Annotated in this window: 18 protein-coding genes and 1 riboswitch; of the genes, 11 read left to right on the top strand and 7 right to left on the bottom strand. The window is 42.0% G+C overall.

The genetic code is table 11. The annotated features are described in order from the left end of the window. Positions 1–93 precede the first annotated feature (93 nt). Together LLY41_RS17550 and LLY41_RS17545 are read left to right on the top strand one after the other, a co-directional pair. Positions 94–444 carry a YlbF/YmcA family competence regulator gene (locus LLY41_RS17550; protein ID WP_076262456.1) on the top strand — a complete coding sequence of 117 codons (351 nt, stop codon included), beginning with the start codon at positions 94–96 and terminating at the stop codon, positions 442–444. Between the two features lie 128 nt (positions 445–572). After that, positions 573–1,097 (top strand): D-glycero-alpha-D-manno-heptose-1,7-bisphosphate 7-phosphatase, encoded by a 525-nt coding sequence (locus tag LLY41_RS17545; RefSeq protein ID WP_304585980.1) that lies wholly within the window; start codon positions 573–575, stop codon positions 1,095–1,097. Between the two features lie 66 nt (positions 1,098–1,163). On the opposite strand, the gene LLY41_RS17540 is transcribed toward LLY41_RS17545, so the two are convergent. The 5 genes from LLY41_RS17540 to LLY41_RS17520 form a co-directional block, all read right to left on the bottom strand. Next, positions 1,164–1,364, bottom strand: a complete 201-nt coding sequence (locus tag LLY41_RS17540; RefSeq protein WP_009331452.1) for an alpha/beta-type small acid-soluble spore protein — start codon at positions 1,362–1,364, stop codon at positions 1,164–1,166. Positions 1,365–1,524: 160 nt separating this feature from the next. Further along, positions 1,525–2,304, bottom strand: a complete 780-nt coding sequence (locus LLY41_RS17535) for an energy-coupling factor transporter transmembrane component T family protein (protein ID WP_304585979.1) — start codon at positions 2,302–2,304, stop codon at positions 1,525–1,527. After that, positions 2,291–3,991 (bottom strand): ABC transporter ATP-binding protein, encoded by a 1,701-nt coding sequence (locus LLY41_RS17530; protein ID WP_304585978.1) that lies wholly within the window; start codon positions 3,989–3,991, stop codon positions 2,291–2,293. The genes LLY41_RS17535 and LLY41_RS17530 overlap by 14 nt, the downstream gene beginning before the upstream one ends. Next, positions 3,975–4,571, bottom strand: a complete 597-nt coding sequence (locus LLY41_RS17525) for an ECF transporter S component (RefSeq protein ID WP_304585977.1) — start codon at positions 4,569–4,571, stop codon at positions 3,975–3,977. Before LLY41_RS17525 ends, LLY41_RS17530 begins: the two co-directional genes overlap by 17 nt. A gap of 1 nt (position 4,572) precedes the next feature. After that, positions 4,573–5,178, bottom strand: a complete 606-nt coding sequence (locus LLY41_RS17520; RefSeq protein ID WP_304585976.1) for a YkoF family thiamine/hydroxymethylpyrimidine-binding protein — start codon at positions 5,176–5,178, stop codon at positions 4,573–4,575. An 87-nt stretch (positions 5,179–5,265) separates the two neighbouring features. Further along, a riboswitch (TPP riboswitch) is annotated at positions 5,266–5,367 on the bottom strand. 217 nt (positions 5,368–5,584) lie between these two features. Here LLY41_RS17520 and LLY41_RS17515 point away from each other — a divergent pair. The 4 genes from LLY41_RS17515 to LLY41_RS17500 all read left to right on the top strand — a co-directional run bounded on the left by LLY41_RS17515 (position 5,585) and on the right by LLY41_RS17500 (position 10,929). After that, positions 5,585–6,451 (top strand): Cof-type HAD-IIB family hydrolase, encoded by an 867-nt coding sequence (locus LLY41_RS17515; RefSeq protein WP_304585975.1) that lies wholly within the window; start codon positions 5,585–5,587, stop codon positions 6,449–6,451. A gap of 191 nt (positions 6,452–6,642) precedes the next feature. Beyond that, a complete protein-coding gene (locus LLY41_RS17510; protein WP_304585974.1) occupies positions 6,643–8,157 on the top strand; it encodes a coproporphyrinogen III oxidase in 1,515 nt (504 codons plus the stop codon). A 141-nt stretch (positions 8,158–8,298) separates the two neighbouring features. Beyond that, positions 8,299–9,921: a long-chain fatty acid--CoA ligase gene (locus LLY41_RS17505; RefSeq protein WP_304588053.1), complete on the top strand. Its 1,623-nt coding sequence runs from the start codon at positions 8,299–8,301 to the stop codon at positions 9,919–9,921. Between the two features lie 216 nt (positions 9,922–10,137). Then, a complete protein-coding gene (locus tag LLY41_RS17500; RefSeq protein WP_304585973.1) occupies positions 10,138–10,929 on the top strand; it encodes an enoyl-CoA hydratase in 792 nt (263 codons plus the stop codon). Positions 10,930–10,975: 46 nt separating this feature from the next. Here the strand turns inward: LLY41_RS17500 and LLY41_RS17495 are convergent, their stop codons facing one another. Further along, positions 10,976–11,161, bottom strand: a complete 186-nt coding sequence (locus tag LLY41_RS17495) for a YhzD family protein (protein ID WP_048010724.1) — start codon at positions 11,159–11,161, stop codon at positions 10,976–10,978. A gap of 155 nt (positions 11,162–11,316) precedes the next feature. On the opposite strand from LLY41_RS17495, the gene LLY41_RS17490 reads away from it, so the two are divergent. Both LLY41_RS17490 and LLY41_RS17485 read left to right on the top strand, forming a co-directional pair. Further along, positions 11,317–12,216 carry an ABC transporter ATP-binding protein gene (locus tag LLY41_RS17490; RefSeq protein WP_304585972.1) on the top strand — a complete coding sequence of 300 codons (900 nt, stop codon included), beginning with the start codon at positions 11,317–11,319 and terminating at the stop codon, positions 12,214–12,216. Continuing rightward, the gene (locus LLY41_RS17485; RefSeq protein ID WP_304585971.1) at positions 12,209–13,459 is read left to right on the top strand and encodes an ABC transporter permease; all 1,251 of its coding nucleotides are present in this window, start codon (positions 12,209–12,211) and stop codon (positions 13,457–13,459) included. The genes LLY41_RS17490 and LLY41_RS17485 overlap by 8 nt, the downstream gene beginning before the upstream one ends. A gap of 50 nt (positions 13,460–13,509) precedes the next feature. Here LLY41_RS17485 and LLY41_RS17480 read toward each other — a convergent pair whose 3' ends face one another. After that, positions 13,510–14,142, bottom strand: a complete 633-nt coding sequence (locus LLY41_RS17480) for a LysE family transporter (RefSeq protein ID WP_304585970.1) — start codon at positions 14,140–14,142, stop codon at positions 13,510–13,512. 197 nt (positions 14,143–14,339) lie between these two features. Between LLY41_RS17480 and LLY41_RS17475 the strand changes: the two genes are divergently transcribed. The 3 genes from LLY41_RS17475 (at position 14,340) to yhaM (ending at position 19,767) form a co-directional block, all read left to right on the top strand. Continuing rightward, a complete protein-coding gene (locus LLY41_RS17475; RefSeq protein ID WP_304585969.1) occupies positions 14,340–15,560 on the top strand; it encodes a metallophosphoesterase family protein in 1,221 nt (406 codons plus the stop codon). 23 nt (positions 15,561–15,583) lie between these two features. Continuing rightward, on the top strand, positions 15,584–18,577 hold the full coding sequence (locus tag LLY41_RS17470) for an ATP-binding protein (RefSeq protein WP_304585968.1): 2,994 nt from the start codon (positions 15,584–15,586) through the stop codon (positions 18,575–18,577). Positions 18,578–18,822: 245 nt separating this feature from the next. Beyond that, the gene (gene yhaM, locus LLY41_RS17465) at positions 18,823–19,767 is read left to right on the top strand and encodes a 3'-5' exoribonuclease YhaM (protein WP_048010717.1); all 945 of its coding nucleotides are present in this window, start codon (positions 18,823–18,825) and stop codon (positions 19,765–19,767) included. Positions 19,768–19,833: the final 66 nt, after the last annotated feature.

Here is a 19,833-nt window from a genome sequence, read left to right as displayed (position 1 = left end):
GCGTTTACTCTCATAGTTTGTTATAGTGTAGTGGATGTTCGAAACGGAAGATGAATGGTCCATTTTGAACAAGAATCGGAAGGAGTGTTTTTAATGGCAGTAAATTTATATGACTCAGCCTATGAATTAGAAAAAGCAGTGCGGGAAAGCGATGAATATAAGGCTCTAAAGCAAGCATATGATGATGTGAATGCAGATCCGTCTGCAAAAGCAATGTTTGATAACTTCCGCAAAATCCAGATGGAACTTCAGCAAAAACAAATGATGGGCCAGGATATTACACAGGAAGAAGTAGAACAGGCTCAAAAGACAGTTGCGCTTGTACAGCAGCACGCCCAGATCTCAAAGCTTATGGAAGCAGAACAGCGCATGAGCATGATGATTGCAGAAATGAACAAAATCATTATGAAGCCTCTTGAAGACCTTTATGGTGCAGCTGAATAAAACCATGAGAAAACTCCCGGAAATTGGTCCGGGAGTTTTTTATACGAAAAATGCATCTTCCGATATTAAACTGAACAAGGTTTGGGTACCTTTATGATAGATATCCATTTAATGAAAGGGGCAGCACATTGAAAAAAGCCATTTTTCTGGACCGGGACGGCGTTTTGAATGAGGTCCTATCAGACAGGGTAAAATTCGTTAACAAGCCTGAGCAGTTATATTTACTGGAAGGGGCTGCAGAAGCTGTGGCAGAACTGACCAAAGCCGGTTATGAAATTTTCGTTGTGACCAATCAGGGCGGCGTGGGACTCGGTTATTTGAAAGAAAGGGAGCTAAAGAGAATTCATGAAAGACTGCAGGAGCTTGTTGCAGAAAAAGGCGGACATATTAAAGAGGTCGCCTATTGCCCTCATAAGCCGAAAGCAGGCTGTGAATGCCGCAAGCCAAATGCAGGCATGCTGATGGATTTGGCTGAAAGGCACAATCTTGATCTGACTAAAAGCATTATGGTAGGCGATCATGAACGTGACATTGAGGCGGGTAAGAAGGCAGGCTGTAAAACGGTTTTTATCGGCTCTGATCCAACAAGTGCAGATATCCGGGCTTCATCTCTTTTTGAGGCAGTGGAAGATATATTGGATATGCTTAAATAGGGTGAAAAACCGCTTCCAGTAATGAGTGGAAGCGGCATTTTAATTTACTATGATTTCATTGCAGGACTAGCGTGCTCCGCCAAGCTGCTGCTCAGCCATTTGAACAAGGCGCTTCGTAATTTCTCCGCCTACTGATCCATTAGCTCTTGAAGATGTTTCCGGGCCAAGGTTCACACCGAATTCTGTTGCGATTTCATACTTCATTTGATCAATTGCCTGGCTGACTCCTGATACTAAAAGCTGATTAGAATTGCTGTTTCTTGCCATGTAAATCATCTCCTTAGGTGTAGTTTTCTTGATTGTTACAATTATAGCTTTAGGAGAGTAAATAAGATTTATTCATAGTTATTTATGGTATTTTGTGGTATTTTGCCGATTCTGAAAATGCGGGTAAGAGTCTTTCCGCACAGAAATCAAAAATAGCCTGTTAAAGTTCGCCATTATAAATCTGCAAAAACCCGAAAAGCCATGAAGTATAGGCACTGGCCAGTACTGCACCTATAAAGAAGGCAAAATAAGCCCAATCTTTCCAGGAAACCGGGATTTTATGATAAAAATCCCGGTTTTTATCTCCGGTAAACCCTTTTGATTCCATTGCCATGGCTGTCCTCTCAGCTTTACGGATCGCTCCGGCAAGGAGAGGAACTGTATATCTCTTAAGCTCAGCCGCTTTATCCTGGATTGTCCTTGCTTTTGGTACTCCCCTGATCCGGTGGGCGCTTCTGATAATCTCAAACTCTTCTTTCATTAATGGCAGAAACCGGTAGCCTGCCATGATTCCATATGCAAGCTTTGGAGGGAGCCGGCATTGCTGCATTAAGCTCAGCAGAAATTCTGTCGGCTTAGTAGTTAAAATGAACAGAAGAGACAGGGAGGTAAAGCTTAAAACCCTCATTCCAAGGGAGAGTGCCCGCAAAAAGCCCTCCTCAGTCAATGTGAAGATCCCCCATGTCCATAATATGGTTTCACCTTCAATCGTTTTAGAAAAAACTAAAGCTGACCAAATATATATTGCAGCCATGAAGATAAATGGCGAGAAAAGCAGAATCCATCTTTTGAATGAAACTCTTCCAAAAATAAAGGTGGCTGCTGCTGTCATCACTAAGGTCAGAAAAGGTGTAACGGGATCAAAGATTACCGATAGAATTAACACACAGACTATCACAGTGAATGCTTTAATGCTTGGGTTGAATTCATGTAAGAGCAAGCTTCTCCCTCCCTGCAATGGACCCGATATCGTTCATGAGCTTTTCAATGTAAGGAACCTTTAGGGAAGCAATCTCCATAATCTCATCTTTCTTCCATAATGCATCAGGCATACCATCGTAAATTTTCTCTCCTTCTGAAAGAACAAGCACTTTGTCCGCATAGGAATGGATGATTTCCATGTCATGCGTGATCATCAACACGGAGCCTCCACTTTGTATCTTTGTTTCCAAAAGCTTCATAAGCTCCCCGGAAGTCCTGGCATCCTGCCCAAATGTTGGCTCATCAAGGAGGAGAAGGTCCTGATCATTCACAAGCATTGATGCAACACTAAGCCGCCGCTTTTGCCCCTGACTTAAGGAAAAAGGATGCATGTCAGCACATTTGAGCAAGTCCACTTGAAGCAGAGCAGCCTGAACTGTTTTTTGAATATCGGCGTCAGGAATCTGCTGTATTTTTAGGCTGAAGGCAATTTCATCATAGACAGAATCTGCAATAAATTGGTGTTCGGGATTTTGAAAAACGTAACCTGATTTCTGTCTTAACTCTTGCTCCTTCCACTGGGAAAGGGGGCGATCATTAAAAAGAATATTGCCTTTGGATGGAGCAGATAATCCTGCCAGCAGTCTGGAAAGCGTTGTTTTTCCTGATCCATTTGAACCGGCAATTGCCACAAATTCACCTTTTTTAACAGAAAAACTAATATTTCTTAGCAAGTCCTTACCAGCTTTATTAAAGTATAGATTCTCTGCTGATAGGATGATCTGCTCTTCAGGAGCTTGGAGTTTTTTCTTCCTGTTATCTAAAATCTGAAGTGCAGCAGAGGGATTTACAAATCCAGCAATTAGCTCCCGATCAGTTAACGGAAGCTTTTCCCCGCTGTAGATCCCAGCTTTTTTTCCTGATAGGCCGGCTCTAACGGTGCTTGGCAGCCAGATGCCCTCAAGCAGAAGTTCTTCAGCATATTGATTAAAGCAATCTGCCGTGCTTCCAATAAATAAAATTTCTCCTTCCTTGTTTAGGACCACGCACCGGTCGGTCAAATCAATCCAATCATCCAGCTTGTGCTCAATGATTAGAAGGGAAATTGCCTGGTTTTCTTTAAGCTCTTTAATGATGCGTGTGAGTTCATAGCTTGAAGCCGGGTCCAGATTTGCTGTCGGTTCGTCCAAAATCAAGATATCCGGTTTTAATGACAATACACATGCCAGTGCTAGCTTTTGCTTTTGGCCCCCGGAAAGAGTGTGGATTAAGGAATGTCTATACGGCAAAAGATGAACAAGCTCTAATGCTTCATCAATCTTTCTCTCGATTTCATCATTAGGTGTTTTCATATTCTCAAGACCAAAGGCCAGCTCATCCTCGACTGTGGTCATGCAAAATTGGCTTTCAGGGTCCTGAAATACAATGCCAATGTGCTGATTAATTTCGCCAGGACCGAATTCCGCAAGCATCTTTTCCTTGAATGAAATGGTCCCTTCCAATTCGCCATCAACGGCCTCCGGATACAATTTATTTAAGCAGAAAGCAAGTGTGCTTTTTCCCGATCCGCTTGGGCCCAATAATAGAACTGCTTCCCTTGGATAAAGGCTGAATTGCACATCTTTAAAAATAGGTTTTTCCACATCTTCATACCTGAAGGAAAGCTGTTCGGTTTTTAATATATGCCGGTTATGCTGTAATTCCATTTTCCGGTTTTCCCCTTTTCCGCTCTTTTCCAATTGGAAAGCTGTTTAATGCCCCAGTTTTCGCAAGGCTCTCACTCAGCCATTTGCCCAGCAATCCAGCCAGTAAAGCACCGCTGATCAGCCTCACAAAAAACATAGCTGTTACATAACCGGGTGAGAGGGCAGCATAGCCGGAAATGAAATAGCCCCAAATAAAACTAGTAACAGAAGAGCCCATGCCGGCAGCAATTAACACCCATGTCCGGTAATTATTCCATTTCGTGGCCGCAAAAACAGCTTCCGCTCCCATCCCCTGAATCATGCCTGACAGAATCAGGCGGGGACCAACTGCGTTGCCGATCATGACTTCAATGGCTGCAGCGATGGTTTCCGATAAAAAGGCTGCTCCGGGCTTTCTGATTATGTACGCTGCGATGATTGAAACAATAAACCAAATGCCAAAAATCAAATCATAGCCAATTAAGCCGAACATTCCATATAGCACGTTGCCAAATTGCAGGAACGCCAGATATACAACTGCAAACACGACAGCAAGTACAGACAGGACAATGACCTCACGAAGCTTCCACTTTTCGAGCATATTACTCAGTCCCCTTTTTGGATGGACTGTTGGCAGACATATTCACCGTCATAACAATATGTGTAGAATCGCTTTTCTTACAGTTTTCAAAAGCATCCTCAAGTGTTTTAAAAACAGCGTGTGCATCTCCATCCAGTCTTGAAGCATAATGAACTCCTTTAGTAAAAGTACCCCGATTCGCAGCGAGCCCGACCTGGTCCATAATGACGTTCATGTAATCAGGAATCCCCATCGGATAAAGGGCGAACTGGACAGCGACTTCCTGGCTGATTCCTGCTGCTGATTCTTCATTTGCCCGTTCCTCATTTTCAGCAAGATAAGCATCGCCTGCAGTATCACCGGGACATCCATTTGAAAAAGTCCCGTTAAACACTACATGATCTCCATGCTTAACTGTTTCAAGGTAAATAGCTTTGACCACATCGAAAACATGAATGGACCTGCCACGCACACAGGTGCTCACATCATCAGTTTCCATCCATACCTTGCTCGTATCCACTTCTTTTAGTGCTGATAAAATAACCTCCGCAAACCTGTCAGTCATTGGGTAAATTGAAAACCTGCACCCTGTAATTTCACTAGTCCCACATAAAAAATTTTCCTGCATTTTTCCATCCTCCTATTATTTATGAAAATAAAAAACTGCATTCCCATAGGAAATGCAGTTGAATGTTATCAATACAAAATAAATGATAGCCGTTCACCTGCACTTCCCCACGCTGGTATTATCCAGATCGGGTGATAAGAGTCAGAACGTATTGTTCTTCTCAGCCAAAAAGCTCCCCTAGTGCAAAACTTGGATATGCAGTTTTTAATGACTCCATCTTAATACGGAGCAAACAAAATGTAAATGAATAATTTATCTTTTTTATATCAAATGATCTGTGAAATCAGACAGCAGCCGTTAAGCTATGAAAAAATTTCTCCATTGTCCATGTCATGTTCTAATCCAGTCCTTCCCTTCATAAAAGTGTAATAGGACAATTTTACACCGAGAATAGGGGGCAAATTGGATGATATACAGAATGCTTGCTTTAAACATAGACGGAACACTACTCCAAACAAATGGAAGACTTCATAAATCAACAAAAGAAGCGATAGAATATGTGCAGCAAAAGGGAATTTATGTAACACTTGTTACATCCCGAAGCTTTCCATCCGCGAAAAAAGTGGCCAAAGCATTGAAAATCGATTCTTTGCTGGTCACTCACAGGGGAGCATATATTGCAGCTTCCCAGGAAAAGCCGATCTTTGTAAAAAGGATTCAGGAAGATGAAACGTTTGAAATCGTGCGCCTGCTTGAAGGCTTTACCTGTCAAATCAGGCTGGTGCACGAAAAATATTCCCTTGCCAACAAAACGAAGCTCAATACCAATATGCTTGCTAAAACTGTTTTTACAACCGGCGATCCCATTTTTTACTCCCAGCAATTTGTGGATTCATTAAGTGACACCATCTTAGACGAGCCGGTCACCCCGCCAAAAATTGAAGTGTACTTTGAAGATAAAGAAGACCTTGAGGATGCTAAGACAGCCATCTGGGGCATGTTTGAAAATGTAGAAGTCATTAAACTGAATGATCTGAGGATGGACATTGTTCCTTCAGGAGTTTCAAAGCTGAATGGGCTGCTCTATTTATGTGAACACCTTGGAATTTCCAGAAACCAAATGGTCGTAATTGGAGATTCTGAAGATGATTTGGAAATGATTGAAGCCGCCGGTCTGGGGGTGGCAATGGGTAATGCTCCGGCAGAAGTAAAAAAAACAGCAGACTGGCTGACACGATCCAATGACCAGAGCGGCGTAAGCTATATGGTTAAAGAACATTTCCGCAAACAGCATCCAATCGACTTTCTGAAGAAAATGAATCTGCTGAAATAAATGTATGATAGAGAGTCCGGTCAAGGCAGATCGGCTCTCTTTTTGATTTAGGGCATTGGATAAAGCGGGTCAATAGTATATTGACCTTGTTTCCCCAGTTCTGTACACTAAAAGGAGTTTGTCAACATGCAGCTGCCCGTGAGATTGAACACCGGCAGATTTATTATATTTTCTAAAAAAAGGTGATAGATTTGAACATATCAATTTTAGGCATAAAGGATGAACGGTTCCATCGTCCGCTCCGGCTGATCGGGAACCTCTTTTTTGAAGAATGTGAAGTGTTGCTGGGTGAGAATGCTGCAGCAGATTTGACAATTTCTTTTCAGCTTGAGCAGGGAGATCGCATTAAAGCCTTTGCAAAGCTTACTGATAAAGACAGCAGGAACCTTACTGCCACTTTTGAAAAAGAATTTGTTCCGGCTGAGTCAGAAAAAGAGACTTTCAGACAAGTGAAGAATGCAGTATCACATGTATACCTGACTGTTTTGCAGGACTGGACGGGCATTACCCAGAAGTGGGGGATTCTGACCGGAGTACGTCCCACAAAATTGCTTCACCGTGCCATGCAGAATCAGACACCTCTCCAGGAAGCTCATCATCAGCTGAAGGAAGAGTACTTGATTACAGATGAAAAAATTCAGCTTATGCAGAATATTGTAGACCGGCAGCTTGCTGTGGTACCGGATCTTTATGACTTGAAAAAAGAGGTAAGCATATATATTGGCATTCCGTTCTGCCCGACAAAGTGCGCGTATTGTACTTTTCCTGCTTATGCGATTAATGGCAGGCAGGGTTCTGTTAACTCATTTCTTGGCGGCCTTCATTTTGAAATGCGCAAAATTGGTGATTGGCTGAAAGAAAATAATGTGAAAATCACCACTGTCTATTATGGCGGAGGGACCCCGACAAGCATTACGGCAGAAGAGATGGATATGCTTTATGAGGAAATGTATGAATCTTTCCCGGATGTAAAAAACATTCGGGAGGTCACTGTGGAAGCAGGCCGTCCTGATACGATTACACCTGAAAAGCTTGAAGTGCTTAAAAAATGGAATATTGACCGTATCAGCATTAATCCTCAGTCCTATATTCAGGAGACCTTGAAAGCAATTGGCCGTCACCACACAGTGGAAGAAACCGTGGATAAATTCCATTTGGCCCGTAATATGGGCATGAACAATATCAATATGGATCTGATCATTGGATTGCCTGGAGAAGGGGTTCAGGAATTTGCGCATACTCTGGGTGAAACAGAGAAATTAATGCCGGAATCCCTGACTGTTCATACTTTATCCTTTAAACGAGCTTCGGAAATGACCAAGAACAAGCAAAAATATAAAGTTGCCGATCGTGAAGAGATTGAAAAAATGATGGACATGGCTGAGGATTGGACGAAAGTTCATAATTACCATCCTTATTATCTCTATCGCCAGAAAAATATTCTCGGCAATCTTGAAAATGTCGGCTATGCCCTTCCAAATCAGGAAAGCATCTATAACATTATGATTATGGAAGAACAGCAGACAATTATCGGGCTTGGGTGCGGAGCTTCCAGTAAGTTCATTGATCCCGGGACAGGAAAAATCACTCATTTTGCAAACCCGAAGGATCCAAAATCGTATAATGACAGCTTTGAGCATTACACAGATGAGAAATTGAAAATATTGAAAGAACTTTTTAATAAACACCAATCCCTTGCTGAATAAGCGGGGATTTTTTAAGTGTATATTTTTTTGAAAATTAAGAAAAACATTAAAGGAATTCCTGAAAATAAAGAGAATAGGTAAAAGATCATAGAACTCTATGATTTAAAATGTAAGCGTTTTCTAAAAGGGGGAATTGTAATGATGATGCAGACACCTTTGACTATGACGCAGATGATCAGGCGGGCAGAAAAGTATTTTCCTAAGAAAACGGTCGTATCAAGAACGGCCGGCGGAATTCAGAGATTTACATATAAGGAGATTGCAGAACGGACCAGGAAACTGGCAGAAAGCCTGCAAAAGCTTGGAGTGGAAAGAGGGGATAAGGTTGGGACACTGGCCTGGAACCATCATCGCCACCTGGAGGCTTATTTCGCCATCCCATGCAGCGGAGCAGTTCTTCACACGATTAATATCCGTCTGTCACCTCAGCATATTACATATATTATTAACCATGCAGAAGATAAAGTGCTGCTGATCGACCCTGACATTGTACCGCTAATTGAGAAGGTTAAGGATAAATTGAAGACGGTCAAGGCGTTCATCATTATGACAGATGAAGAAGAATTGCCGGAGACTTCTCTTTCGCCGGTATATCACTATGAAAAGCTTATCGATGAAGCAGGCGGTGCCTATGAATATCCTGATGATCTGGATGAAAATTCAGCAGCGGGAATGTGCTATACCTCAGCAACTACAGGTAACCCTAAAGGGGTTGTCTATTCCCACAGAGGCATTGTTCTCCACAGTATGGCGCTTGGGATGGCAGACAGTGCAGCGGTAAGCGAAAAAGATATCGCTCTCCCGGTAGTGCCGATGTTTCATGTAAACGCGTGGGGGCTGCCGTTTGCTGCTGTCTGGTTTGGAACCACTCTTGTATTGCCGGGGCCATATTTTACACCTAAACTTCTGGCAGAGCTTATTCAATCTGAGAAAGTTACCATAACAGCCGGAGTGCCGACAATCTGGCTTGGATTATTAAAAGAACTTGATGAAAATAACTATGATATGAGCTCACTCCGATCGGTGCTATGTGGAGGTTCAGCAGCGCCAAAAGGCATGATTAAAGCCTTCGAGCAAAAGCATAAAATTCCATTCATGCATGCCTACGGAATGACTGAAACAAGCCCGCTTGTTGTTATTTCGACTTTAAAAAGCTATCAGGAAGAGCTTTCAGCAGAAGAGAAGCTGGATATAAAATCCAAACAGGGAATTCTTGTACCTGGGCTGGAAATGAAGATTGCCGGCAAGGATGGCGAAGCAGCATGGGACGGAAAGGAAATGGGGGAACTAGCGATAAGAGGCCCATGGATTGCTTCTGAATATTATAAGGATGAACGGACCAATGAGGCATTCCGTGATGGCTGGCTCTACACAGGAGATGTCGTAACCATTGATGAAGAAGGGTTTATGAAAATCGTTGACAGAACAAAAGATTTAATTAAAAGCGGAGGGGAGTGGATTTCTTCCGTTGATATCGAAAATGCCTTAATGGCTCATGAATCGGTATTTGAAGCAGCGGTTGTTGCTGTCCCGCATGAGCAATGGCAGGAGAGGCCGGTGGCATGCGTAGTTCTGAAAGAGCCATTTAAAGGGCAGACCACAAAAGAAGAGCTTTATGAATTCCTGAAACCGCAATTTGCAAAATGGTGGCTTCCGGATGAAATACTTTTCTTTGAGGAAATACCAAAAACCTCTGTAGGAAAATTCCTTAAAATGGCTTTAAGAGAGCAGGTCCAAAAAGAATATACAGGTCATGCAAAGTAAATATGGGTCATTTACAGCATCCTTTTGGGATGCTGTTTTTAATATCATCAAATTAGTTTTTGGCTTAGCTAAATGGGTCCATTACAGTTCTTTCTGAGAGAGCGTATCGAGGAAGTGACCAATAAATGACAAAATTAAAAATTTTTAGACAAAATACTTTTTAAATATAATTATACTCTTTATAATAAAAGAAGCATTTAAAGGAGGGGAAAGATTTTGACAACAGATTTTGTAACTGAGACTGTAAGTGTTCAGCTTGATGGGCGTGTGGCGGCGGTTGAAATGAACAGGCCTGAATCATTGAACGCATTGAATGTAGAAATGCTGAAAGGGCTTTTGAGTGCCATGAAAGATATTGGCCAAAGAGATGAGATTGATATTGTTGTCTTGAAAGGAAGGGGCCGCGCATTTTCCTCAGGCGGGGATATAAAAACAATGCTTTTGGAAACAAATGAAAACGATTTCCCGGAAGTGATGGATTGCATCAGCGAGCTGGCTGTCACTCTTTATAGCATGCCGAAGCTGACCATCAGTGCTGTAACAGGGGCTGCTGCCGGTTTGGGACTCAGCCTGGCACTTGCCACTGATTATATATTGGCAGACAGGAACAGCAAGCTTGCCATGAATTTTATTGGAGTCGGCTTAATTCCTGACGGTGGGGCCCACTTCTTCCTGCAGCAGCGCATTGGCGAAGATAAAGCGAAGCATTTAATCTGGGAAGGAAATGTGCTTACTGCAGATGAAGCACTAAAAATGGGGCTGATTCACGAAATAGCAGAAGCTGATTTAAGCACGGCAGTTGATGCAAAATTAAGCCAATGGCTGAACAGACCAACAGAAGCAATGATTAAGACAAAGAAAATTCTTGCTGATAAAAACCGGCCGCTCCTGCTGAAAGTGCTTGAGCTTGAAAAGCTTGGCCAGCATAAAATGCGGCAAACAGAGGATCACAAAGAAGGAATCCAGGCCTTTATTGAGAAAAGAAAGCCTGTGTTTAAGGGGAAATAAAGATTGATAGAAGAAAAGCAAAGAGCTGAGCCCTTTGCTTTTCTTCCTATCTATGAAACAAAATCAGCTTGCCTGCAGGAGAAGTGCAGCGGTGAGTTTTTTCATCCAGCCCTTTTTCCTTAAGGAGATTTTCTCCAACACTCTTAGCTTCGTCATCAGAAGCTGCCTGGAATGCTTCATCCAGTATCTTTTCCCCGTCCTGTTCAAATGCAGTAAGCTTGTAAGTTTTCATAATGAGACACCCCTCTTATTATAAAATTCAGATAGTTACTATTATTCTTGCATAATTTCTTGGAATGTGCAAAATTTATTCAGAAAAAATGTTTAAATCAGGGAACCTTTTTCTTTTCTGTACGTATTGCTAAATAGGAAAAGGAGGAATTCGAAATGGCTTTAGAGCTTGAGCATGTAACAAAGCGCTTTGGAAAGTTTACGGCAGTGGACGATTTGTCGCTTTCTATTCCCGAAAGTGAGATGTTTGGATTCCTGGGGGCGAATGGCGCCGGTAAAACAACGACCTTTCGAATGATACTGGGACTACTGGATCCCAGTGGAGGAAAGATTACGTGGAATGGAAATCCCATCGATTATTCAACCAGCCCGCTGATAGGCTACCTTCCTGAAGAAAGAGGCTTATATCCAAAGCTGAAGGTCAAGGATCAGGTTATCTATTTAGCTAAGCTGAGAGGGATGGCAAAGCAGGACTGCTTAAAGGAATTAACTTATTGGCTCGAGAGATTCAAAGTTCCTGAATATGTCAATAAAAAAATTGAAGAGCTTTCAAAGGGTAACCAGCAGAAAATCCAGTTTATTACTGCAGTTATACATAAGCCAAAGCTTTTAATTCTGGATGAACCATTCAGCGGATTGGATCCGGTTAATGTAGAACTGCTGAAGGATGCTGTACTGGATCTAAAGGATAATGGTACAACAATCGTCTTTTCCTCACATAGGATGGAGCATGTAGAAGAGCTTTGTGAGCACTTATGCATCATGCAAAAAGGCCGGCCGGTAGTGCACGGGTCTTTAAAAGAGATTAAACGTTCCTTTGGCAGAAAAAACCTTATTATCCATGCAGATTATGATTTAAGCTTTTTGAAGGATAGCAGGGGAGTGGTGAAAGCCAGACAGACAGCTGAGGGGATTCAGCTGCAGATTTCCGGTGAAGATGCCGCTGAAGCCATTTTCAGAGAGGTTGCAGAGAAGGGATTTGTCCGTAAATTTGTTTTGGAAGAGCCGTCTCTGAATGATATTTTTATAGAAAAGGCTGGTGCTTCCTATGAATAACTTTATGACGATTCTTCTTCATACTTATTTAAGCAAGCTGAAGACCAAGTCATTTATTGTTACGACTCTCATTACTGTGGCGATAGTTGCTGGGCTTGCCAACTTATCAGGTATTATTGAGTATTTTAATAAGGATGATCAAGAGCGAATTGCAGTAATCGATGAGACAGGGGTGCTGTTAGCTCCTCTTCAGGAACAAATGGATGCCCTGAATAACAAGATATCTTTAATTGCCTACAAAGGGTCAGAGGCAGAAGGGGAAAGTGCTGTTAAGGATGAAGAGTATAAAGGACTTTTATTGTTATCCTTTACAGAAGAAGAGCTTCCCGAAGCAGCCTATAAAGCAAGAAGTATAGCCGATTCAGCCATCCCATCCGAATTGCAGGGCGGGCTGCAGCAGCTGAAAACGCAAATGGCTGCCACTCAAATAAACCTTAGCCCGGAGCAATTAAGCAAGCTGTATGAGCCGGTGCCTTTTGATAAGACCGCTCTTGAAGAAAATGCTAAAACAGAAGAAGAACTGAATCAGGCAAGAGGACTTGTTTATGTTCTGTTATTCATCATTTATTTTGCAGTCATCTTATACGCTAATATGATTGCCATGGAGGTAGCGACAGAAAAGTCTTCCCGTGTCATGGAAATTCTGATATCCAGTGTCTCGCCAATCAAGCAGATGTTCGCAAAAATATTGGGAATCGGGCTGCTTAGCCTGACACAGATGGCACTCATTCTATTAGTCGGTTATTTTTCAGTCAAACAAAATCTTGATACGATGGAAGGCGGCTTTTTTGAATTCTTCGGATTTGGAAACATTCCGGCTTCGACTATCGCTTATGCACTCATCTTTTTCATTCTTGGATATTTCCTTTACGCCACACTGGCAGCTTTTCTTGGTTCGCTTGTAAGCAGGATTGAAGATATCCAGCAGATGATTACTCCAATGACCATGATGGTTGTGGCAGGCTTTATGATTGCTATGTTTGGTCTAGGCCAGCCGGAAGCTTCCTTTGTAACGATCACGTCTTATATTCCATTCTTTACTCCGATGCTCATGTTCATGAGAGTAGGGATGCTGTCACTGCCGGTATGGGAGCCGATTCTTGGAATTGCGATCCTTCTAGTTTCCATTATACTGCTAGCTGTCTTTGGAGCGAGAGTCTACAGGGGCGGAGTATTGATGTATGGCAAATCCAATTCATTTAAAGATATTAAAAAAGCATTACAGCTTACTAAAAACGAATAATTTGAGAAAAGCTCCGTCTTTAAGAAACGGAGCTTTTTCCATGTAATTCGTTATGCAAATAATGCCTTTAAACCTTCAAATGCAAAATAAGCTCCAAATCCAATTAGCGATAATCCTGAAAGAATCGATATAACGATGATCCCTTTAGAGGTCAGGAAACGCCGAAACCCTGTAGTTAACCCTGCAACAAATAAATCCCATAGCATGAGTCCCAGAAAAATCATAGTACTGTATAAAAAGAGCTCTGTTTTTCCATAGGCTGCGGCTGTTTTTGCAAGTACAGATCCGTAAATGCCAAGCCAGAACAGAATGGAAAGAGGACTGGATATGGACATAATAAACCCGGAGAAAAAGCATTTATACAGGGAATCCTGGCTGCGCACATAGCTTATGGAAATTTTATTGGCATTTACAATACTTTCGAACCCCGTATATAAAAGAATAAATCCTCCAAAAAGCCACAGGAAGATCTGTACAACAGGGGTGTCCAAAAAGTGGACGAGTCCAAGGTATACAACCAGCATATAAAACCCATCAGCAAACATCGAACCCACTCCAACAATCCACGCATGCCAAAATCCATTTTTGATCCCTTTTTCAAGCCTGACGGCATTAACCGGCCCAATTGGAGCTGCCAGAGACAGTCCGAGAAACACATAACTTAAATAAATTCCAATTCCCAATATACCACTCCGCCCTTAAAGTTCTCCTTGAAGTTTTATGCAATCCTCAAGAAAGGTCTTGTACATTTTTATGCACAAGCTTCCCTGTCTAAAACTAATTAAGAAAATCAGTAAAGATATAAATCATTTCGGATAGGAACGTGCATTCGTTTTTTGGATGAGGTAAAATGAAAGAAAAGGAATGAAAGGAAGTTTCCATGAAAAGGGTTACGTTTATTCACGCTGCCGACTTGCACCTGGATAGTCCAATGTCCGGTTTGAAGCATTTGCCCGGAGCCATATTTAAAAAGCTTCAGGAAAGTACCTTCGATGCATTTACTAAAATAATTGACTTAGCCATTTTCCATGCTGTTGACTTTGTCATCTTAGCCGGGGATTTATTTGACGGTGAAGACAGGAGCATAAAGGCACAAACCCGTTTTCGTAAGGAAATGGAGAGGCTGGCGGAATGCGGGATTGCTGTTTATGCAGTCCATGGTAATCATGACCATATGGATGGCCGATGGGCCCATTTGCCAATGCCGGAAAATGTCCATATTTTTTCCCATGAGGTTGAAGCGGTAAAGCATACTGCTGAAAATGGTACATCTGTTCATCTCTACGGTTTCAGCTACCCTAAGAGACATGTGCTGGAAAGAATGATCGATCAATACAGCAGAACAGATGGAGCTGATCTGCATATTGGAATACTTCATGGCTCTTCTGAAGGCAGCAATGATCATGATCCATATGCACCGTTCCGAATAAATGATTTGCTGGGAAAGAGCTTTGATTATTGGGCTCTTGGGCATATACATAAACGGGAAATCATCATTTCCCAGCCGCCAGTCATTTACCCCGGTAATATACAGGGAAGAAACCGGAAAGAAACAGGTCCGAAAGGATGCTATTTAGTTGAGCTTGATAGTTCTGGTGCGAAGACAGAGTTTCTGGAAGCCGCTCCTCTTATCTGGGAAAATGCAAAAATAGATGCTTCCGGATTGGAGAATTATCAGGATGTTTATGAAACTTGCTTAAATTTGATGGAAGAAAAACGGCAAAACAGGCAGGGAACATTCCTAAATCTGACACTTGCAGATGCATGCATGCCAGATCACGAATTAAGAAGCATAACCAATGGCGAGCTCATCGAAACACTGCAGGAGGAAGAGGCAGATGAGGAATCATTTGTATGGATTTCCGGTATCACAGTAAATGAAAAAAGAATGTGGAATAAGGAAAAGCTTGCACATGAATCAGATTTTTTCAGTGAGCTTTTTAAAACTGCGGATCACTTTGGAGAGTGCAGTGAAAGTTCTTTGTCCTTGTATTCACATCCCCTGGCAAGAAGATTTTTGAACGAGCTCACTAAGGATGAAAAACAGAGAATCGCGGAGGAAGCCGAAGCACTGCTGGTGGGCCTATTATACAAAGCTTGAGGACAATGAATGGAGGTGGACCCTTGATAATTACAGACATACATATTTACGGTTATGGAAAGCTTACTGACTTTATACTTGACGATATTCAATCCCTGCAGGTTATTTACGGAGAAAATGAGGCGGGCAAATCAACCATCATGTCTTTTATTCATAGCGTTCTTTTTGGCTTTCCGGCAAAGACTCAATCGGAATTAAGGTATGAGCCTAAGGAAGGAGCGAAATATGGCGGCAGAATTACCGCTGTTTTTCCTGATAGAGGGAAGGCGGTCATAGAGCGGGTTAAAGGCAAAGCGTCAGGTGATGTCAGCGTCCTTCTTGAGGATGGCACCAGGGGAGGAGAAGGCCTTTTAGGCGAACTCCTTCACCATATTGATAAAAACTTATATCAGTCTATTTTCTCTTTTAATATTCATGGACTGCAAAATGTGAACCAAATGAAGGGTGAGGATTTGGGCAGGTATTTGTTTTCAGCAGGTTCACTGGGTACGGATCATCTCGTTACTGCTGAAAATATACTACAAAAGGAATTGGAAAGCCGCTTTAAGCCAAATGGAAAAAAGCCAACCCTTAATGTAAAGCTGAAAGAGATGAAGCAGCTGCATCGGGATTTGAAAAAAGCAGAGCAGAATAATGAACATTATTGGATATTGCTGCAGGAAAAAGATAGTATCGCAAACGATTTACAGAGAATACAGCATGAGTTGGAGCAATACCAGCAGAAGCTATCCCGTCTAAAAGAGTGGAAGGAATTCTATCCTTTATTAGCTATGGAGCAGGAGCTGATTAAAGAAAGGGGAAGATTTGGAGATGTGTCTTTTCCGGCAGATGGGCTTTCTTTATTGGAGAAGCTTGAAAGCCTGATAAAGCCGCTGGAAGGACGAAGAGCCAGTCTGGAATCCAGAATAAACATTTTGGAACAAGAGCTGGAAAGCAGTCAGCCTGATCTTTTGCTCTTAAATCATGAGCCGCAAATCAATGCAGCAGTTGAGGGGCTGCCGCTGCTGGATAGATTAATTCAAGAGGATAAAGAATTATCAATAAAACTGGGAAATATCTCAGATGAAATTATAAATCTTCAGGAAAGACTTCATCTTCAAATTGACGAACAGCAGCTTGAACAGGCTGATACGAGTGTTTTTATGAAGGAAAAGATTAATGCGGTTAATTCCCGGCGAAATCATCTGCAAGCAATGAAACTGGAGTTGGACGGGCGGTTTAACGATGAAACGTCGGCGCTGGAGAATACGGAACAGAAACTTGGCGAATTGACAGAACTGCTTCTTACGGAGGACGAACGTGCTGCCATTAAAGAAACACTGAGCTTCACCTCGAATAAGCACAATATCGAAAAAGAGCTGCAGGATATACAGGAAAGGCTTCAGTTCCTTCACAAAACAGAAAAAAAGGAACAGGAAAAAAGACAGCAAAAAGCATACCGGGAAAAAAGGCAGCTTTTGTATTTGGGAGTTCTGTTTGCAGCTTTTGCAGGCTGGGGAATCTTTAGTCAATTATGGGTGATTGCAGGTGCAGGTTTGATAGGCGCAGCCTTTTGTTTTACAAGTGCAAACAAAAAGGAGCCTAAGAGAGAGGATAGCTTTATTAAAGATGAGATAAAATCACTGAGTGAAAAAGAAAAATCACTGCTGGAGAAATCGCAGCATCCTGACATTCAGCATGCTGCGAGCCTGGAGGCACAGCTGAAGAAAGACAGTGAAAGGCAAAATCAGCTTATCCAATTACAATTTCAGCTTGAACAAACAAATGAAAAATATGAAAAGGTCATTAACTCCTTTGAAAAATGGGAAAAGGAATCTGCCGAACTTGAATCTGAACTCCTGCAGCTGGGGAAACAGCTGCTTCTTCCTTCTGAAATTGCCAAAAACTACTTAAGCGAGGCTTTTAGTCTGATTGAAAAGCTGAAAGTTCTTACCAGGGAAAAAAAATACACCCTTGAAAGAAAGGCATCAGCAGAAAAGGGAATCAATGAGAAGCTCCAAACTTTTCAAAAGCTAAAGTCTCTATTAAATAGCGAGCCGGGAAGTATTCAGGAAGTCGGCTATCAACTGAAAAAAAGGCTGAAGGAAGAAACCGAGAAACAGATAAAGCAGGGTGAAAAAGAAGCCAAGCTTCAAGAGTTAAAGCTGGAACTCAGCACAGTGCTTGCCGAACTTAGCCACTTCCAAAATGAATGCAGGAACCTGTTCCGAAGCGCAGGCACTGATAATTCAGATGAATACCGGGAAAAAGCAGCTGAAGCACAGAGATTAGCAGAACTTGAGGAACAGATAAAACAGGTCCGCAAGCAAATGAGCCTTAACTCTTTTTCACAGGAGGAAATCGGCGAATATTTCAATGTGACAAAACCGGAAGCAGAGATCCAAGCCGTCAGCGAAAAAGCTGCTCGGCTCAAGGAAAGTATTCCTGGTCTGCAGACCAAGCTTGCAGAAGTAAAGCATGAAATTGGAATTCTTGAAGAGGGCGGAACATATGCGGAACTTCTGCATAAATTCGCTTTGCTGAAATCTGAGTTTGAAGCAGAGGCAAGGGAGTGGGCAAAATATGCTGCTGCCAAGGATATATTAGATCGGACGATAAGAAGCTTTAAAAATGAGCGCTTGCCAAAAATGCTGGATAAAGCAGAGCACTATCTTTCTTACTTAACCAATGGCCGCTATGTACGGATTTTTCCTAAAGAGGAAAGGAGCGGTTTTCTCATAGAAAGCAGGACAGGAGCAGTTTTTGAAGCAAAGGAGCTGAGCCAGGCGACTGCGGAACAGATATACGTATCCTTTAGACTTGCACTCGCCATGATGATTTATGGAAAATACCCATTTCCCATTATTATTGATGATAGCTTCGTAAATTTTGATCATGTCCGAACAGAAAGAATGATTAATCTGTTAAAAAGCCTTACAAATCGGCAAGTTTTATTTTTCACTTGTCATAAACATCTTCTGCCGTATTTTCAGGAAGAGCAGATACAGTCCGTTATAAAGGAAAAGCTGTCTGTCTAATGATGACAGAGGTGCCATTCTTTAAAGACATCGAGAGGATTTACTGCATTGTATTAATAGAACCCATTCATGTAAAAGTGAATGGGTTTTAATGGTGGGCAAATGACATGATTAATTTAGGAGAGTGCCGTATCAGTATGGTATACTAGGTTAATAGAATTGCATGTTTAAAGAGGCTGCAAAAGATTTATCTGTTTCTGAATGCCCTTTTTAAACAACCTCGTGAAGGGAGCGTCGGCGCGCGTATGTCAAAAGGAATTGTTTATTACGAAGTAGGAGAACAAATCGAGCTTTTTCTGCTCATCAAAAATGCAACTAAGGGAATTGCGAGTAATGGAAAGCCGTTCTTGACCCTTATCTTCCAGGACCAAAGCGGGGAAATTGAAGCAAAGCTTTGGGATGTGTCTGATGAAGATGCCAAAAACTACAGTCCTGAAACCATTGTAAAAGTGGCAGGGGATATTTTAAATTACCGTGGACGCAATCAGTTAAGAATCCGCCAAATACGGCCGGCCTCTCCAACTGATCCGGTGAAGCTGGCAGACTTTCTCGAAACAGCACCCTTAAGTACTGATGAAATGATGAGTAAAATCACTCAATATATATTTGAAATGAAAAATCCGAACATCCAGCGGATTACCCGCCATTTACTGAAAAAGCATCAAAAGGACTTTCTTGAATACCCGGCTGCTACCAAGAACCATCATGAGTTCGTTTCCGGTCTTGCCTATCATGTTGTTTCCATGCTGGATTTGGCTAAAGTAATTTCCGGTTTGTACCCAAGCCTCGATAAGGACTTATTGTACGCTGGAGTCATCCTGCACGATTTAGGGAAAATTACAGAGCTGTCCGGACCGATTTCAACATCCTACACAATAGAAGGAAACCTGCTAGGGCATATAACCATTATGATCAACGAAATAGGAAAAGCTGCTGAGGAACTGGGAATCAGCGGTGAAGAGATTATGGTCCTTCAGCACCTGGTCTTGTCCCATCACGGCAAAGCAGAATGGGGCAGTCCGAAGCCGCCATTAATCAAGGAAGCAGAAATTCTTCATTATATTGATAATATTGATGCAAAAATGAATATGCTTGATAGAGCTCTTGAGAGGGTAAAACCTGGAGAATTCTCGGAGCGGGTATTTGCTCTGGATAACCGTTCATTCTATAAACCTAGTTTTCATAAATAATAAATGCCATCCTTCCTAATGGGAAAGGATGGCATTTTTAGTGTCTGTCATCATATTTTTTCCGGT

The organism is Cytobacillus firmus (assembly GCF_023612095.1).
GTDB lineage: Bacteria > Bacillota > Bacilli > Bacillales > Cytobacillaceae > Cytobacillus.
Note: the sequence above shows the minus strand (reverse complement) of the source record. Positions and strands in the feature narration are given on the sequence as shown.

What these genes read in the sequence shown, in the direction of transcription:
- LLY41_RS17520 (WP_304585976.1), bottom strand. Translation starts at nt 5,178, where the DNA reads ATGCAGGAAAATTTTTTATGTGGGACTAGTGAAATTACAGGGTGCAGG.
- LLY41_RS17515 (WP_304585975.1), top strand. Translation starts at nt 5,585, where the DNA reads ATGATATACAGAATGCTTGCTTTAAACATAGACGGAACACTACTCCAA.
- LLY41_RS17490 (WP_304585972.1), top strand. Translation starts at nt 11,317, where the DNA reads ATGGCTTTAGAGCTTGAGCATGTAACAAAGCGCTTTGGAAAGTTTACG.
- LLY41_RS17485 (WP_304585971.1), top strand. Translation starts at nt 12,209, where the DNA reads ATGAATAACTTTATGACGATTCTTCTTCATACTTATTTAAGCAAGCTG.
- LLY41_RS17550 (WP_076262456.1), top strand. Translation starts at nt 94, where the DNA reads ATGGCAGTAAATTTATATGACTCAGCCTATGAATTAGAAAAAGCAGTG.
- LLY41_RS17530 (WP_304585978.1), bottom strand. Translation starts at nt 3,991, where the DNA reads ATGGAATTACAGCATAACCGGCATATATTAAAAACCGAACAGCTTTCC.
- LLY41_RS17495 (WP_048010724.1), bottom strand. Translation starts at nt 11,161, where the DNA reads ATGAAAACTTACAAGCTTACTGCATTTGAACAGGACGGGGAAAAGATA.
- LLY41_RS17505 (WP_304588053.1), top strand. Translation starts at nt 8,299, where the DNA reads ATGATGCAGACACCTTTGACTATGACGCAGATGATCAGGCGGGCAGAA.
- yhaM (WP_048010717.1), top strand. Translation starts at nt 18,823, where the DNA reads ATGTCAAAAGGAATTGTTTATTACGAAGTAGGAGAACAAATCGAGCTT.
- LLY41_RS17540 (WP_009331452.1), bottom strand. Translation starts at nt 1,364, where the DNA reads ATGGCAAGAAACAGCAATTCTAATCAGCTTTTAGTATCAGGAGTCAGC.
- LLY41_RS17475 (WP_304585969.1), top strand. Translation starts at nt 14,340, where the DNA reads ATGAAAAGGGTTACGTTTATTCACGCTGCCGACTTGCACCTGGATAGT.
- LLY41_RS17525 (WP_304585977.1), bottom strand. Translation starts at nt 4,571, where the DNA reads ATGCTCGAAAAGTGGAAGCTTCGTGAGGTCATTGTCCTGTCTGTACTT.